This window comes from Mesoplasma lactucae ATCC 49193 (genome assembly GCF_002441935.1).
Classification (GTDB): domain Bacteria; phylum Bacillota_I; class Bacilli_A; order Mycoplasmatales; family Mycoplasmataceae; genus Edwardiiplasma; species Edwardiiplasma lactucae.
This window is the reverse complement of record NZ_CP023668.1, coordinates 119436-137368: the sequence shown is the minus strand read 5'-3', so window position 1 is coordinate 137368 and position 17933 is coordinate 119436. Positions and strand designations below refer to the sequence as shown.

At 29.2% G+C, this 17933-nt stretch carries 13 protein-coding genes, 1 pseudogene and 1 other annotated feature; of the genes and pseudogenes, 1 reads left to right on the top strand and 13 read right to left on the bottom strand.

The window, feature by feature from the left end:
• Positions 1-588 precede the first annotated feature (588 nt).
• Entirely contained in the window at positions 589-1296 is a 708-nt protein-coding gene (locus CP520_RS00600) for an HAD family hydrolase (protein ID WP_096862548.1), read from the top strand.
• An 82-nt stretch (positions 1297-1378) separates the two neighbouring features.
• On the opposite strand, the gene rpmA is transcribed toward CP520_RS00600, so the two are convergent.
• From rpmA to oppD, 13 genes and pseudogenes are all read right to left on the bottom strand, one after another.
• Positions 1379-1669 carry a 50S ribosomal protein L27 gene (gene rpmA, locus CP520_RS00595; RefSeq protein ID WP_096862547.1) on the bottom strand — a complete coding sequence of 97 codons (291 nt, stop codon included), beginning with the start codon at positions 1667-1669 and terminating at the stop codon, positions 1379-1381.
• A 1-nt stretch (position 1670) separates the two neighbouring features.
• Positions 1671-1985, bottom strand: coding sequence for a ribosomal-processing cysteine protease Prp (locus CP520_RS00590; protein ID WP_096862546.1), 315 nt, complete (start codon positions 1983-1985; stop codon positions 1671-1673).
• A gap of 255 nt (positions 1986-2240) precedes the next feature.
• A pseudogene (gene rplU / locus CP520_RS03735) lies at positions 2241-2534 on the bottom strand (50S ribosomal protein L21); the annotation flags it as partial.
• A gap of 10 nt (positions 2535-2544) precedes the next feature.
• Positions 2545-2656: a sequence feature (ribosomal protein L21 leader region), on the bottom strand.
• Positions 2657-2753: 97 nt separating this feature from the next.
• Complete coding sequence (locus tag CP520_RS00580) at positions 2754-3209, bottom strand: hypothetical protein (RefSeq protein ID WP_096862544.1); 456 nt, start codon at positions 3207-3209, stop codon at positions 2754-2756.
• Positions 3210-3258: 49 nt separating this feature from the next.
• Positions 3259-4137 (bottom strand): 16S rRNA (cytidine(1402)-2'-O)-methyltransferase, encoded by an 879-nt coding sequence (gene rsmI, locus CP520_RS00575; RefSeq protein WP_096862543.1) that lies wholly within the window; start codon positions 4135-4137, stop codon positions 3259-3261.
• A 65-nt stretch (positions 4138-4202) separates the two neighbouring features.
• A complete protein-coding gene (gene greA, locus CP520_RS00570) occupies positions 4203-4673 on the bottom strand; it encodes a transcription elongation factor GreA (protein WP_096862542.1) in 471 nt (156 codons plus the stop codon).
• A 70-nt stretch (positions 4674-4743) separates the two neighbouring features.
• Positions 4744-6552 carry an excinuclease ABC subunit UvrC gene (gene uvrC, locus CP520_RS00565; protein ID WP_245832622.1) on the bottom strand — a complete coding sequence of 603 codons (1809 nt, stop codon included), beginning with the start codon at positions 6550-6552 and terminating at the stop codon, positions 4744-4746.
• A 20-nt stretch (positions 6553-6572) separates the two neighbouring features.
• The gene (locus CP520_RS00560) at positions 6573-7970 is read right to left on the bottom strand and encodes a hypothetical protein (protein WP_096862541.1); all 1398 of its coding nucleotides are present in this window, start codon (positions 7968-7970) and stop codon (positions 6573-6575) included.
• A 38-nt stretch (positions 7971-8008) separates the two neighbouring features.
• On the bottom strand, positions 8009-8602 hold the full coding sequence (locus CP520_RS00555) for a hypothetical protein (protein WP_096862540.1): 594 nt from the start codon (positions 8600-8602) through the stop codon (positions 8009-8011).
• Between the two features lie 111 nt (positions 8603-8713).
• Positions 8714-11422 (bottom strand): DNA translocase FtsK, encoded by a 2709-nt coding sequence (locus CP520_RS00550; protein ID WP_096862539.1) that lies wholly within the window; start codon positions 11420-11422, stop codon positions 8714-8716.
• A 410-nt stretch (positions 11423-11832) separates the two neighbouring features.
• Positions 11833-14193 carry an oligopeptide ABC transporter substrate-binding protein OppA gene (oppA, locus tag CP520_RS00545; protein WP_096862538.1) on the bottom strand — a complete coding sequence of 787 codons (2361 nt, stop codon included), beginning with the start codon at positions 14191-14193 and terminating at the stop codon, positions 11833-11835.
• A gap of 28 nt (positions 14194-14221) precedes the next feature.
• Entirely contained in the window at positions 14222-16105 is a 1884-nt protein-coding gene (locus CP520_RS03750) for an ATP-binding cassette domain-containing protein (RefSeq protein ID WP_096863118.1), read from the bottom strand.
• Positions 16106-16205: 100 nt separating this feature from the next.
• Positions 16206-17933 carry an oligopeptide ABC transporter ATP-binding protein OppD gene (oppD, locus tag CP520_RS00535; protein ID WP_096862537.1) on the bottom strand — a complete coding sequence of 576 codons (1728 nt, stop codon included), beginning with the start codon at positions 17931-17933 and terminating at the stop codon, positions 16206-16208.

Genomic DNA, 17933 nt, shown 5'->3' with positions numbered 1-17933 from the left:
TACGATTAAAGTAATTAAATAATCCTGCTAAAGCATTATTAAAACTTTTATTAAATTCTTTTTGAATTTTATTTAAAGCTCTTTTAGCTTCAACTTGTCTTTGAGCTGAAATTTTCTTATCATGTAAAAACTTTTCACTTTCATTAAAGTTTGTAAAGAAGGGAAAGTCTGTAGCAATTTCAGAATAATTATATTTTTTAATCGGAATTACTTTTTGACTATTTGAAAACCAGATTTGTGATTGAGTCTCAAAAAAAGTAGTTTGGCGATTAGCTCCACGGTTCATTCTCTCTTTTTCAGCGCGTTGGCGAGAAGAGAAATTGCCATTATTATTTCTAGTGTTGTTTTTATGTTTTTTACTACGCATTTTTGAAATTCAAATTCCTGCTAAAAGTACAGCGGTTATAATTACAACAACAATGATTACTGGTACCATTTTTTCTCTCCTCAAAACTATTTTGTATTTATATAATAATAACATTATCAAATAGCTTTAAGAAAAATCTTCTGAATAACAATTAAAACATTCTAATAAGAAATTATAATGCTAAAATCAAGATAAACATTCACAAAACTAGGAGGTTTTTTATGCGAAAAGAACTAGAAAACATTAAAATGATTGCTACAGATATTGATGGTACCCTACTTACAAATGACTACAACCTAAGCGATCAAAACCAAATGGCAATCACTGAATTAGTCGCTGATCAAGTTTATTTTGTTATGGATACTGGTGGTTTACCACAAGCTGGATATCAAATCTTAACTGAAGGTGGAATTGGAGTAACTGAATATACTAAATGATTCATTGGTTCTAATGGATCTGTTATTTTCAACTTCATAACAAATGAAAGCTTTGTAGCTTTACAAAATAATAATGTTAAAACAGTTGAAAAAACATTTAAAAAATTAGACTTCAAAAGATATGAAATCGTTGAAATCAATAAAGTTGACTATGCTAGATTTATTGTTAACGATTTCAACGTTTGATATCAATTATTCTTAGTTATCTATGATAGTGTTGCTGTTGGAAATGATAAAAACACTGGATTAATTAACCTTCTTTCAATTATGAAAAAATATGACAAAGTTAATATTAAACAAGAGGAAGTAATCTACTTTGGAGATAACAAAAATGATATTCCTGTCTTCAAAAACGAAAAAATTCACTGTGTTGCTGTTAATAATGCCATTGATGAATTATTAAACTTATGTAACGAAGTTACTTCAGATAACAATAAAGGAATTAGTGATTATCTAAACAAAAACGTTTCAACTCAAGGGTTAGACGATTAATTAATGAGGTTTTACCTCATTTTTTTATTCTTAGAACAACAAAAAAACACTTACAGCAATGTAAGTGTTTTTATTATTAATTTTAGTTTTGTTCTTGAACGACAATTTTAACTCTTGTACGTCCTTTTCCAAATGATTCGTATTTAACAATTCCTGAAACTTCAGCATATAGAGTATCATCTCCACCACGTCCAACGTTTTGTCCTGGGTGAATTTTAGTTCCTCTTTGTCTGAAAATAATTGAACCAGCGTTTGCAAATTGACCATCTGCTTTTTTAGCTCCTAAACGTTTTGATTCTGAGTCACGTCCGTTTTTAGTTGACCCAACTCCTTTTTTAGAAGCGAAAAATTGTAATCCTAATAAAAAGCGCATTTTACTTTACCTCCTTCAAAATAACATTTTTTGGATATTGAATTGCGATTGTTTTTAGTTGAATAACTAAAAAGTTAAAAGTTTCTTGAAGATCATGATTGGTTAAGTCTAAGACTTCAATCACGATTTCATTATCACCAACAAATAAATTTGTTTGGTTTTTAAACTCTAAGTCATACGCATTCAAAGCTCCACTAATAATTCCGGTTAATGCTGCACATACCAAGTCTTGACCAAAGTCACCACTTTCAGCATGTCCTGTCATTTTAAGTTTTTGAAAACTTCCAGAATTTTTGGTTAATTCAATTTTAACCATGAACTATTTAGTTTCTTTAGTGGTTTTTTTAGCAGTAGTTGCTTTAGCAGTAGTAGTTGCTTTTTTAGCTGCAGGTTTTTTTGCAGCAGGTTTTGCATCAGTAGTTGCTTTAGCAGTAGTTGCTTTTTTTGCAGCAGGTTTTTTAGCTGCAGTAGTTGTTTTAGAAGCAGTATCAGTAGTTTTTGCTGCTTTTGGAGCGGCTGTTTTAGCAGCTGCAGGTTTAGTAGCAGCTTTAGTTGCTTTTGGTGCTCCAATTGAAATTTCTTCAATTCTTACTTTAGTGTATGGTTGTCTGTGACCATATACCTTACGAATATTTTTCTTTGGGTGGTATCTAACTACACGTAGTTTTTTACCTTTCCCTTGTTTTACGATTGTTCCAGTAACAACACCATCTTTAACAGTTGGTGTCCCTACAGTCCCATCGATCATTAAAACTTCATCGAAAGTTACTTGATCGTTTTCTTCTCCAACGATTTTTTCAATGAAAATTTCTGTTCCTTTTTCAACTTTAACTTGTTTCCCACCAGTTTTGATAATTGCGAACATCTATCTATTTCCTCCAGTCTAGACTCGCCTTGTTATGTGAATTTAAAAGCATTCAACAAATTGAATTGTCTTTAGTCTTAAAAATTGCTTGTTAACATAAAAAAGAGCGGTTGAAACTTTTTTCAACGTATAGATTATATAAAACCTATTTAACGATTACAAGGAAATAAAAAACATTTATTTTATAAAAACAATGTTGTTGGATTTATCAGATTCTCATTAGGAGAAATCGTATAAATCATGAGATTGATAATCATTTTCAGTATGTGATAAAACTGCATCGTTGTGCTCTAGTAAGTCATAATCATATGTTTTTATTTCATGTTGGGTGTGGGGGAGTTTATATTCTGGTTCTTGTTGTTGTTTAATTAATTCGTCTCTGTCTTTTAAATCGTGTTTTAAAATCTCTTTTTGTTGGTCACTTAATGCTTTTTCTCTTAATTCATTACTCTTTTGATCGTCAATAGTTATTTGGTTAGAACCCATTTTATAACTGGCTTTGTCGTGATGTCCTTTATCAGTAAACATAAAAACAGTTGTAGCAATTGTTCCAACAAAGTCAGTAATAAAACTACCAGCAGCTTTAATCATATTAGCGATTCCGCCAAATAAAGCACCGCTAGCTCCTTTACCAGCTTTTATTTTTTTCTTTTCATGGTTATTAAGTTTGCGCATAAATAATTTCCTTTCCATATAGGTATAAGAAATTATTTTAAAAATTGTCCTATTTATTTTTTAAATATAAATCGTAAAGATAGTTTTTTGTTAAATCATATTCATTTGCAACAACACTTGCTGCTTGTTTAACTTTTAAGCCTTTATTGATTTCTTCATTCATTAATTCAATTAGTTCTTGTTCTGAAACTTCTTTTTTAGTTTTTAAATTTTCAATAACAATGACAAATTCTCCTTTTTGTATAAAGTCATCACTATTAATAAAATCATTTACTTCTTTTATAGTTCCATAAATGACTTCTTCATTTAGTTTAGTTAATTCGCGGTTCAAGGTAATTCTAGTGTCTGAAGCTAAAATTTCATTCATCGTATTAATAGTTTGCTTAATTCTGTGTACTGATTCATAGAAAGAAATAATTTCGTTTTCATGGCTTTTAAAAACTTCTCTTAATTCTTTTTTCTTTGAAGCATCATTTTTGTTTTCAATAAAACCATAAAAGAAGTTTTCTTTTAAAGTAAACCCGCTCATACAAATCGCATGAATATAAGCAGGACCAACATTAATCGCACTGACGTTAAAATCATAGTTTCTTTCATATCTTAAAATATTAATTAGTTTTGCGCCTGGATCTGAAATTGCTGGTACTCCTGCATCTGAAATTTGTGCTAGGTTTTCATGTTTATTTAAATGTTCAATAATTAAATCAACGCGTTCAGCTTCATTAAATTTATGTAAAGAAATTAAGGGTTTATTAATTTCGTAGTGTTTTAAAAAGACACTACTAGTTCTAGTATCTTCACATAAAATCGCATCAACACTTTTAAAAGTATCGATGGCGCGAAAACTAATATCTTCAAGATTACCAATTGGAGTTCCAATTAAATAAATAGTTGGTAAATGGTTTTTAAAGGTTTTTTGAATAAACATCTTCTAATTCTTCTTTCTTTTAAAAAACCCAAAAAGAAGTAAATGATTCTTTTTGGGCAATATTATTATTTAACTTGTGTAATTTTAATTTTGTAAGGATTAGTTACATCACGAACTTCAACAGTTTCATCAACTTTATGACCAAGCATTGCTTTTGCCAATGGAGATTCATTTGAAATCAATCCTTTGAAAGGATCAGCTTCAACTCCTCCAACAATTTTAACTGTGTGTTCTTGTTTTGTTTTTACGTTAGTATAAGTTACTTGACTCCCAACTTTGATTTCACCTTTTTTACCATTGTTTTCAATAACTTGGGCTTTTGAAATCATCGCTTCTAAGCTTTTAATTTTTGCTTCAACTTCAGCTTGTTTGTTACGCGCTGCATCATAATCAGCGTTTTCTGATAAGTCCCCTTGGTTACGTGCTTCAACAAGTTCTTCAATAACTTGTGGACGAACTACGTCAATTAAACGACGTAGTTCTTTACGTTTTTCTTCTAATCCTTCTTTTGTCAAAATGATATTGTTATCTGCCATTTTAAAAGTACCTCCAATTTTCAACTTTTTAAATTATACCTACTATAATTTGTTAAATCAAAATATAGGGTTATTTATTTTCTAAATCTTCATTATGTAAGTGATTATATAAGTTTTTAGTTGTTTCTTTGTTCTTTACAACTTGATTTAATTCTTCATATGATGCTTTTTTCATATCACCGATGGTTTGATAAGTTTTGTTTAGGTCTTGGATTTTCTTTTTTCCTAACCCTTTAATGTGTTCTAATTCATTAGTTAAAAAACTACGGTTTTGTTTTTGTCTAAAGCCAGATTTAGCATAAGTATCAACTCTTGTTTGAATGTTTGCTAATAAGTTATAGATTGGTGAACGTTTGTCTAAACTAACTTCTTGTTCATTTAAGTCTAAGATTTTTTCTGTATTATGGTGATTATTTTTAACTAAACCAATTACCGGAATATCTAAATCTAAACTAGATAAGATTTCTTTTGCCGCATGAACTTGGTTCATTCCACCATCCATAATAATTAAATCTGGAAGTTCGCGTTCTTCAACCAAAGCTTTTTGATAACGACGATACAACATATTTTTTAATCTTGAAGCATCATCTTGTTCATCAATTTCAATATTATATTTTCTAAATGAATTACGATCTGGTTTTCCACCTTTATAAACAACACAACTTCCAGTCACAAAATCATTTCCTAAATTGGAAATATCAAACATTTCAATGTCTTGTGGGAAGGTTGGCAAATGTAAAAGGTTTTGTAAGTCTTGTAAAACTTTTTCTTCATTATTATTAACAGTTTGTGCTTTTAAATGTGCTTGATGTAAACCTTCTTCAGCATTTTCTTCTGCTAAATGGTATAAAGAAATTTCTTTATTAGTAATCGGGTGTGTAGCAATTGGTTTCAATTTATCTTCTAGTTGATATAAATCAATTGAATCTGGAACAATAATTTGATCTGGTAAAACGTTCTTTTGATAAATTTGGTTAATATAGTTTCCAACCAATTCTTCAACATCTTGACCATAGTAATTGTGAACAGATTCATCTTTATATAATAAGTGTCCTGAACGATAGAATAAAGTTACAAACACAATCTTTTCATCATCAAGTTTATAAGCAATTGCATCGCGGTTTTTATCATCATCAATCGTTACTTCTTGTTTTGATAAAGCATAATCTAAACTTAATAAAAGTTCTTTAATTCTGCCAGCTTCTTCATATTGTTGATTATCAGAAGCGTTATACATTTTTTTCTTTAAATTTTCTTCAACTTCTTTAGTATTTCCTTTAAAGAATTTATCAATATGTTTAATTTGTTCCATGTAATATTCTCTTGGAACATCTTTAAAACAAGCACCAGAACATTGGTCAATATGATAATGAATACATGGTTTTCCTAAATTCCCTTTACATCTTCTTAAAGGAAATAAACGTTCAAGAATTCTTAAAATACTTCTAGCATTACTTCCTTGGGGAAATGGTCCATAGTTTCTTAAAGCACGTTTATCATACTTTCTCACATAACGATATTGGGTATCTTTTTCATTTGTAATCGTGATATATGGATAAGATTTATCGTCATTTAAAAGAATGTTATATCTTGGACGATATTTTTTAATTAAGTTTGATTCTAAAAGAAATGATTCTGCTTCATTGTTAACAACAAAGAATCTTAAATCAGCAATATCACGAACTAATCTTGTGGTTTTGATATTTTGAACACGGTTAAAATATGAAGTTACACGTTTTCTTAAGTCTTTTGCTTTACCAACATAAATAACTTTTCCTTCTTTGTTATAGTAGATATAACAACCAGGTTTATGTGGCAAGTTTTTAACTTTAGCTTCTAACTCTGGAGAGTTATAGCTGGTTTTCATGTTTCCACTCATAATATCAAATCCTTTCTAGTCTATTTTTTCTTGCTATCCTTTTTATCAGTAATCTTTGTTTTTACATTTTGTTTAGTGTTTTTAGCTTTATTTTTTCCATTAATTAAAGTTGTTAGAATTTCTTCTTTGTTTTCAGAAACAAATTGCTTAATAGCATCTTGAACATATGGTTTTGCTTTGTTTGCAATCTTTAAGAAGCGTTCTTCATCAACTTTTTCTGTGGCAATAATTTGTTCAACAACAAAATCATAAAGTTCATCTTCATGGTTTTTTAGGAAATCTTCCAATAATTTCTCAAATATTGGAAGATTTTCCTTAATTAATTTTAGGTATTCTTCTTTGTTTTCTTTAACTTCTTTTAAAGCTAATTTTGCATCATTCTTCGTAGTTTTAATTAATTCTTTTTTTAATTTTGCATCTTGAACGTTATTTTTAATAGTGTTTATAGCAAGATCTTTTTTAGTTTCAATTTCGTTTTTCTTTTGAATAACAGCTATAGCAATTTCAGCTTTTCTTTGAGTAATAAAATCTTCTAATAAGTTTTTAACAAATGGTTTATATTTATCTAATAAAGCTTTTGTAATTTCAACTTTATTAGCTCCTTGTTTTGTTAAATCCTCAACAAGTTTTTTATTATCGTTAATTAAATCTTTACCATCTTTAACAACAGCTTTTGTTTCTTTAACTACTTCTTTAGTTTTATGAAGTTTTTCTAAAGTAGTTCTCATAGCAAAGAAACGTTTATTTTCATAATAATCATAGTCATCAAGATTTTGTTTTTCTAAATCATTTAATTTTTTATTAATAATAATTTGTCTTGGAATTGTAAAAATAAAAACAATTAAAAAAGCTGCAATCATCATTACTAATCCGAAGATTAATTCTCAATGAGATGAAAAATCTGAATTTTTAAAATAAATCACCATTGAAACATAATATGAAATTCCTCATAACAAAATGAAGAAAGAAACAAAACCTAATTTAAAGTTTAAGAAAATTAAGTTTGCCTTTTCTTTTTTCTGATGTAAATCAAACTTATCAATAAGTTTATCTAATTCTTCTTCAATTAAATGATAATAAGTTCCAGAAAAAATTCAAAATAATGGAAATCTTGATAAATCTAAAGCAGTTACTTTATCTGAAGAAAGAAGTTTTTCTAACTTCTTAATTACAATTGAACCAATTAAATTCTTTAAAAAGAATCAATTACTTCAAAGTATTAAAAAGCCTAAAGTTACATAAATTAAAATACGGTCAGGAGCACTATTATTAACATCTTTCACAGATGAATAAATATTTAATGTTAAAAAAATAAATAACCCTGTAAGTAAAACAAGGTTAATATAAACTGTATTTAAGAACTTTTTTCTTTGGGTGTTTAAATATTTAATTAAGTTATCAGAAGTTGATTCGCGCATAAATAAAAGTCCTTTTTATTAAATTATAATCTATTAAATTATCTTCTGCGTAATTTGATTCTATTTGGAACTTCTTCACAAATTTGTTGTAATATTCCGTTATCTTCAGCAGATTTAGTATCAATAATAAAGATATGTCCTTCACTAGTTTTCACAGCATTTAGTTGATATAAATCAAAACCAAATGAACTTTGGTCTTCTCTAAATGCTTCAAATAATTCATTAAAAGAAAAGGGAATATGTTTTTCATAAACATCAATTACTAAATCTTTTAAACGGTTAACAATTTCATCAATTAAAGTGTAATCAAAGTGATCTTCAGTTTTCATATATTCTTCATAACTTTGATTAATTGAATCAGTTTTATCAATCATAATATCTTTGATTGGTTTTTCTAAACTCATTCTTAAAGATCAACGAATTACTAATGGTTGTTCTTCACTTCATTGTAAGTCTTTATCTTCTTTAAAGGGTTGGTATTTTTCTCTAAAGATTGCTTCAAAACCTTCTTCTTTATTGAAGTCTTTATTCATATCTTTTTCTACCTTATCTAAATGTTTAAAAAGATCTAAAGCATCTTTTTCATCTGGAATAGTACTATAAGTTAATGTAATTGGTTTTTGTTGTTTCATTATTTTTGATTTCCTTTTTTTAATCTTTAACAATATATGCTTTTGAAATAAAAAAATCAAACCTTATTCTTAATTAAAGGTTTGATTATTGTTTTTATTATAGCACCATTACTATAAGCTTCGTTCTTGGTCTGGTTTTAAGTAGACTTCTCTTGGTTTAGAACCGTTTTGTGGACCAATAATTTGGTTTGCTTCTAAATCATCAACAATATTTGCAGCACGATTATAACCAATGTTAAATTTTCTTTGAATTAATGAAGTTGAAATCGCTCCTTCATTAATAGCAAATTGTTTAACTTCTTCAAATAATTCATCATGTTCTTTACCATTATTAGCGTTGTTATTAGCAACTTTGCTATTTAGTTCTGTAAAAGCTTTATTATAGTTCTTATCTTGTTGTTGACATACTCAATCAACAACACGATCAATTTCTTCATCACTTAGATAAGCTCCTTGAGCACGTAATAAATCAGTAGTATTTGGAGCACGATATAACATATCTCCTTTACCAGTTAAGTTTTCAGCTCCAGATGCATCAAGAATTGTTCGACTATCAATTCCAGAAGAAACTCTAAAAGCAATTCTGGTTGGAATATTTGCTTTAATAACTCCAGTAATAACATCAACTGAAGGTCTTTGAGTTGCTACTATTAAGTGAATTCCAGCAGCCCTTCCCATCTGAGTAATTCTTTGAATGGCATCTTCAACTTCTTTTCTGTCGCCAGTAATCATTAAATCTGCAAGTTCATCAATTACAACAACATAGTATGGGACTTTATCTTTTGGATCCTTTTGTTTAGCATTATATCCTTCAAGGTTTCTAGCACGACCTTCAGCAAATAATTTATAACGACGATCCATTTCAGCTACAACAACATTTAAAGCTCTTGTAGCTTTAGACATATCTGAAATAACAGGAGCTAACATATGAGGAACATCACTATAAATCGCTAATTCAACTTGTTTTGGATCGATTAATAATAATTTAACTTCACTTGGTTTTGCTCTTAAAAGAATTGAAGTAATTAAAGTATTAGTCATAACAGATTTACCAGAACCTGTACTTCCAGCTACCAGTAAGTGAGGCATTTTTTGAATATCACCAAAAATAGATTTATTAACAACGTCTTTTCCTAATCCAAAGATTAGTTTGTCATCAGCATCACTCGATGGTAAATCTCTTAAGATTTCTTTTAAACCAACCATTGTTGGTTTAACGTTTGGAATCTCAATTCCAACTAAACTTTTACCAGGAATTGGTGATTCAATACGAATATTTTGAGTTGCTAAAGCAAGTTTTAAATCAGCTTCTAAGTTAGCAATTGAGTTTGCTTTAGTTCCTTTATCAGGTTTAATTTCAAATTTAGTAACAGCAGGACCAATTATTGTATTAACAACTTTAGCATTAACTTTAAATTCAGCAAAAGTTTGATTAATTGCTTCTGCTTTTTGTCTGGCATTATCTTCATTTAGTTTAATAACTCTTGGATCAGTTCTCACATCATTTAAAAGATCTAAACTTGGTAATTGATAAGCGTCATTACCAACTGTTTTTGAAATAGTTTCATCTTCTTCTAATTGTTGAATTGTAGCAAGAGTCTCACTATCTAAATCATCGAAAGTAAATGAATCATATTCAGTTTTATCGTTTTGTTCTGGTTCTTCATCTTTCATAATTTCATCATAAAAGATTGAATCATCAAGATTATCAACATGAATCGAATCTTGAGTATAAGAATCAAATGTTTCTAAAGTATCATCAATAATTGGTTCATCAGTTTTAGTATCTAAACTAACTGTTGGTTGTGCTGGTTTTTCTGGAACATGTTCTTCTAACATTTTTTTACCAACATTTTCATAATCAGTTTCATCACTATCTCTTAAAACTGAAAATGTTTCTAAGTCATCATCATCTGGTTCATTTCAAGCAATACTATCAGCTAACGATTTCTTTGGACCAATTTGTCTTGGTCTATCTGTTCTTTCAACATCATCTTCAATAAATGGTTTTGGAGTTTTATCAGCTTCTTGTCCATTAACATGAGGATTATTTTTATAAGCTAAAGGTAAAACACGAACTCTTTTTCCTTTTCTTTTTTCTTTTGAATAGAATAGGAAAAATGGTGTTCCTGTTAAAAATCAAACAAGTGATAAGAATAAACAGAAGAAAGCCAAAACTAAGCTTCCGGGTAAACTTAAATATCCAAAGATTCCACTTAAGAAAGTTCCAATGAATCCTCCACCTTGATATAAGTTCACATATCCATAACTTGGATAAATCAGATATTTTTTGTGTCCAGGTTCGTCTCGGAAGGTTGTACCTAAAATTGAGTTATCATATCAATTCTGTGAGTAGACACTAACTGATTTTGGAAAAATATCTTTATTTCAAAGCTTTATTCCATCTTCTTTATGAACATCTAAGTTCAATAATAATGAAGTTGAAATAATTCATGCTATTGAAAAGGTAATGGCTAGAATCATGAATACAAAACTTTTCTTCATTCTGAATTTAATTCCAACCAAAATCGAGATATCAAAAGCAAATAATAAGAGATAAACAGGATATTTTAATCAACCAAATAAGAAGTTGAAGAAAATATCATCTAAAAATGCTCCTATTGTTAAAAACCTACCAACTGATAATACTAAAAGTAAAAAGAAGGTAATTGAGCCTACTAACCAGGCTATTGAATCTTTTTTGTGAGGTTTTTTCTCTGTTTGAAAGATGATTGTTCGATCATCGTTATAATTCTTGCTAGTCAAAATGCTCCCATCAGTATTTGACCCAGAAATTTCTTTAATTTTCTTTTTTCGCATATTTATCTTTCACCTACATAGTCTTTAATAACTATTTTACTAGATTTTACGCCATTTTCTTAATTGTTTCTATCTGAAACTATTTTTCAAAAAAACGCAAAAAAAAGAACAGCCGGGAAAGAGCTGTTCTTCGAAGTACTAGATGTTAGGCATCGGATAAGAACGATTTAATCGTTTAATTTTAAGGGAAATAGTTAACAAGTTATAAAATGAGTTTTATATCACAAAGACAAAAATATTATTATTTTTATCGCCTAACATTAAAGTATAAAATTATGAAATAAATTAACATGTGATTAACAACCACACTTTTATAATATTCTTATTTTGAAATAGTTACAAATAAAAATCATTCCAATAAAAAGTTCCATTTTTTTTGAACTTTTTTGGAATAATTTCCATTTTATTAATTATTGTTTTGGTTTATTGGCATCAGTTACGCCTTGTTCTCATTCGGCCTTATGTTGGTTATATTGTTCTTTGGTTCAAAGTTTTGGAGTCATTTTTACTCCAGACATTCTAGTAAAGCAAGTTCCATAAGCAACACTTGGTCTTGTGAATTGATCTAAGTATGAAAGTGCTGGCGCTTCTACCGGTGTTTTAATAAACATTGGTAGAATAAATTGTTTTTGATATAAAGCTAGGGTTTCAGCTTTTGAATAACTTGTTAAACGGGTGTTGATATCAAATTCTTTATTTGCAAAATTTAAAGCATCGCCATAACTTTGTAAATCAGTTGCTAAAGCATCAAAAGCCTTATTGTTTCCTTTTAATTTACCAGTTGTTTTATCTTTTGAAATAATTTTTGTTAAGTTATTGTAACTTCCATAATCTCCACCATATCCGATTGTATTTAAGTATGTTGAAGGATCGGCATAGTCTGGTGATCATCCAGCAATCATCATGTTTCAAGTTGGAGTACGTTGAATAGTAGAATAATCTCCACTGTCTTGTGATTCCATAACATTAATTTTAATCGGGTTATTTTTAAGATTACTAAATGAGTCAAACATGTCTCTTAATCTTGGGTTTAAAGTGGTTTTATCAGAACCATTTGCTAAGAAGTTGAATGAAACAGTTTGGTTTTCACCAAGTTTAGAATCTTTTCTAACTTGTTTCATTAAGATTTGCATTTTAGCTTCGTAGTTCTCTTTAGCATCAATGAATTGTTGTTTAAGTTGAGGATCTGTAATTGTTTTTAAAGCGAACTCGTCATTTTCTTTATAAGCGTCACTACCATCTTGTAAGATTACTCCATCTCCTTTAGGGTTAAATCCTGAAGTTGAAGGTTTACTTTGTCCAAATTCTTTTGAATATTCATCTTGAATATATTCAACATAATCTTTTCCATTATCACTTACTAAGTTTGGTGTAGTATAAACGTTTCTTAATAATGATGATGGTGCGGATGATGGTTTAGAAGAATCTAGTTCTTGTGAGAAGAATTTAGCAGCCTTACTTCTATCCATTCCATATGAGATTAAAGCTCTTGTTGATTGTTGAGCTAAAACTTGATTTTGTAATACGTCTTCTGGTTTTTGGTCTTTAGAATCAGGATTTGTTTTATATCCATAATTGTAAAGTAAGAATGAAGTCGACGGAGTTCCTAAGAATGAATCGTGAACTCCACCAAATTTAGCAGTTTCAGTATTATTTCCTTTACCAATGTATTTGTATCAAGAGTGAGTATCAGTTGAAGAAATTGGTGCTAATGATAAATCGTTAGTTTCAAATAAAAAAGCTAAGTTTGAAGGTGTCTGGTTTTTTGGATAGTTTAAGATTATTTTTTTAATGTAAGTTTCATCGGCTTTAAAGTAGTTATTATTTTTCTTTAAACTAATTGAAGTAGAAGGGTTAACTTTATCTGGTAAATAAGCCCCAGAATATAAAGCACTCTTATAATCTCTTCCATAGCTATAGCCAGAAACAGTTGGACTATTTCAATCTATTGCCATATCTGGAAGCGGAGCAAAAGCTACATATGTTAATAAACTATCAAAATATGGAGCTGTTTGTTCGAGATGGAATGTAAAAGTATCAGCGGTTTCATCAATAGTTAATGAAGGTCCATCTGGATAACCAGCAGTTCCAACTTTTGAGCTATCGAAATATTCATTTTGATGTGTGTTTTTATCAACTAAATCATCAGGGTTTTTAGGGTTAATAACTTGAATGTAATGTTTTATTAAAACATCTGTCATTCAATTCTTCATAACTTGTTTTGCTTCAAGTGAGTTACCTTTGATTTCATCTAAATCAGGTAATTCTGAAATCGCATCATCAAGTTGGGCTCCATTTTTAACCATCATTGATCATAAACCGCCCGTTTGAGAAGTGGTTGAAGGATTAAAAACATATCTAAAGGCATTAGCAACATCCATTGCCTTAACAGTTCCCATAGAATTACCATTGTAATCAAATCATTCTGGTTTTTTACCATTATTATCATTAATCCCAAATGTTCATTCTGTTTTATCAGCGTTATAACCATTACCAATTGGTTTTGCAGTTCCTGGTTTTATGACATTATATTGATCGGTAATTAATAGAGGGTCAACAAGGTTACTTAAAACCTTAAAGTCTTCAGATTGCATTGTAATTCCAGAAGATCAACTTGAAATTGGTTTTGCATAATAACCACGATATGTAGTTGTATCAACTGTTCTGTCAGCCATTTTACTTAAAGTCATAGGCCCACAAGAAACAACGTTGCTACCAACAATTGGCACAACTGCTATAGCACTTAAACTTGTTAATAGTTTTTTAAACATATTTTTTTCCCTCCCTTTTAAGTTGTTGTTATTTTGATTGTTCTTTTTGTTTTTTTAAAGCTTTTTGCATTTCTGCATATTCCCTATTGTTTGCATAAACAAAGTGGTTTGGAGAAATTTCTCTTCAAACTGGGAAATCTACTAAGTAATCATAATGTTCTTTTTCAGGTTCATAAACAAAATGAACTTTGTTCTTTTCTTGTTCTGGATCTGGAAGTGGCACTGCACTTAATAATGATTTTGTATATGGGTGTAGTGGATGATTAAATAATTCATCAGCATCAGCTAATTCCACAATGTCTCCATGGTATAGAACAGCAATTCTATCGGCAATAAAGTGCACGATACTTAGGTCGTGAGCAATAAAGATATATGTTAAGTCATATTCTTTTTGAAACTTAGTTAATAAGTTAATAACTTGTGCACGAATTGATGCATCTAAAGCTGAGATTGGTTCATCAGCTACAATGAATTCTGGTCTCATAACTAAAGCTCTAGCAATCCCAATTCTTTGACGTTGTCCCCCAGAAAATTCATGTGGATAACGACTTAAGTGTTCTGGTAACATTCCAACCGCTTTAACCATTTCAGCAATTAAGTAATGTTTAACATCACGATATTTAACTTGTGATGCATCGATTTGACGATTAGGTTCTTTATCCTTGTTGTATCAGTTAACATATGCATCAACAGTTTCTTTGTTTTTATAAATTTCTGGGAAGTTTGATAAACCTTCTCCAATAATTTGTTCAACAGGTAAGTGATCATTTAAACTTGAAGCTGGATCTTGGAAAATCATTTGCATCTTCATTTTTAAATCCTTAGTTTCTTTTTTAGTAGGATCTTTAAAGATTTTTGATTTTTCAACAGCATCAGTAATTGATTCTTTTTGTAAAATGGCTTTTACTTCTTCATAGTTTTGTTCTGTTAATTTATTATTTCTGTCTTGAGCTTTTTTGATTTTTTCATCAACTCATTTAATTCATTTTTGACGATGTTTATTTCTTGAAGTTAAAGCTACAACAGTTTTAAATTTCTTTTGTGAAATCGCAATATAAGTTGAGATTGATTTATGAATTGAAATCATTTTCTTTAATTCATTTCCTAAATCATCTAAGAATTTAGAAATACTTGTATAGTCACCATTTACAGCATCTTCACGAATTTTATTCATGTCTTCAAGATGTTTATAAACTTGGTTTTCTAAGTCTTTGATGTTGAAAACATCAGTTTCAGCATCTTTTAAACCTCTGGTAACAGCATCAACTGTTGATTTATCAATATCAATAAAATCATTTAATCCATCAGTAAATTGAATTGTTTTTTGTAATAAACGAATGGCTTTGATTAAACGTTTTAAGTTGTCTTTAATAGTTATTGAAATGAATTTTAAGTTAGCTTCTTTTTTAATATTTACTAACTTAGTATCTTTAATATTAACTCCTTCAGGAATTCTTCTATCTCTTCCATCAGGATAATCTTTTAATTCTTTAGTTTTAAAATCATAGAATTTTGAATATAAGTATTTGTAATAAACACGTTTGTATTCTTCTAAATAATTATTAATTTTAACCGTAGCAGCATTTTGGTTATCCATCATGATTTCGAAGTTTCTTTCAATTTTACTTGTTAAATCTTCTAAATCAGGAGCATGTCCTCTTGCTACACGATCTTTAAAATAAATAGTTCCATCAGAAATTGGTTGAATTCCCATTACAGCACGACCAATAGTAGTTTTTCCAGAACCAGATTCTCCTACCAATCCAAAAGTTTCACCTTTGAAAACATCAAAAGTTACATCCTTAACAGCTTTGTTGGCTTTTCTTCCAGTTCCAAAAGTAATATCAACTTCTCTTAATCTTACTAATGGTTCTTTTAAAACCCTCTTCTCATGTAGTTTTGGTTCAAGCATTGAAGCTATGTGTCTAGCTTCTTTTGCTTCTTGTTCAGGTGTTAATATAGGTTCAACTGATTCATTAGAAGTTTTTTTCTTTTTAGTTTTTTTACTCATATTAATCACCTACCTTTTGTTCTTCAATAGCTTGTTTCAATCTTGAAAGTTCAACTGGTTTTTCAACCTTTGGAGCACGTGGGTCTAATAATCAAGTTTTAGCAAAGTGAGTATCAGTTACTTTAAATAAAGGTGGTTCATATAGATAGTCAATATCTAAAGCATATTTGTTACGAGGAGCAAAAGCATCACCTTGAATTTTGTTAAATAATGAAGGTGGTGTCCCATCAATAGCAAATAGTTTTTCTCCTTCCTTTCCTAATTGAGGTAAAGAAGAAAGCAAAGCCCAAGTATATGGGTGTTTTGGATCTTCAAAGATTTCAGCAGTTGTTCCAAACTCAATAATTTGTCCAGCATAAACTACAGCTACACGATCAGCAATGTTAGCAACAACTCCTAAGTCGTGAGTAATAAAGATAACTGTGAATCCATATTCTTTTTTCAAGTCTTTAATAAGTTTTAAGATTTGTGCTTGAATTGTTACGTCTAAAGCGGTTGTTGGTTCATCACAGATAAGAATTTTTGGCTTACATGCTAAAGCAATAGCAATAACAACACGTTGTCTCATCCCTCCAGAATATCTTCCAGGAATATCTTTCATTCTTTTTTCTGGATTAGTAATCCCAACTTTTCTTAATAAATCAATTGCTTCATCTTTTGCCGCTTTATGAGAAATATCTTGGTGTTCTCTAATCGCTTCAATTAATTGGTATCCAACTGTTAATAATGGGTTTAAGCTAGTCATTGGGTCTTGGAAAATTGTTGCAATTGTCCCCCCACGTAAATCTCTTAAATCTCTTTCAGCATTATGTTTTTTACTAAAGTAATTACGTTTTTCTAGTTTTCAAGTTTCTTGTAAAAATTCGATTTCATCATTAGTGATTTCATAATCTTTTTCATGTACAACATGACTATAAGTATCTCTTAAATGAAATTCGATTGTTTTTAATAAAGTTAGTTTTTCTAACTTCTTGTAATAAGGTTTTAAAACCTTATACATATATTTATCTTTTTTATCTTCATCAGTCATTTCTTTATAACTGATTAAGTTTCAAATTCCGTTATGAATAAAACGTTTTTTAGCAGCACTAATTCTTGAAAAGTTATAGTTTTCTTGTTTTAAGTCTTTAATCTTACGATTGATTTCTTTAATTTCGTGTTCTCTTGCTTTTTCATCATTAGAAAGTGAATATAAATGTTTTTCAGAAGCTAATTTTTGTTTAAGTTCAGCTTCTTTAACTAACTTACGATTGTTTCCAGAAAAGTTGCCGTCATCATCATTTTTAGATAGCTTTTCTTCTAATCTATTAATTTTGTTTTCTAGTTTTTTAGGGTTGTTATCATCAATTGTTTTGATTTGTTTTTTAAGTTCTCTAATTGTTTTTTTATTAGAGCGTCTAACAATATCCTTTGTACTAGTTTCTAAAGCGTTACGGTGATATTGAACTAAATCAACATCAGTTTTGATATCAGCAAAAGGATCAACCTTAGTTAAGTCTGATGGGAAATAGTCAATTGAACCTTTAGCAATATAACCATTGCTATCAATCATGTTGGTTAAAGTTTTTGTTAAAACAGATTTTCCAGATCCAGATTCTCCAACAATTGCGACTGTTTCTCCATCATAAATATCGAAAGAGATATTACGTATAGCAGTTAAAGTTTTTGAACGAACACGGAATTTTACAACTAAGTCATTAATTGAAAGAATTGTTCTTTGTTGTGCCAT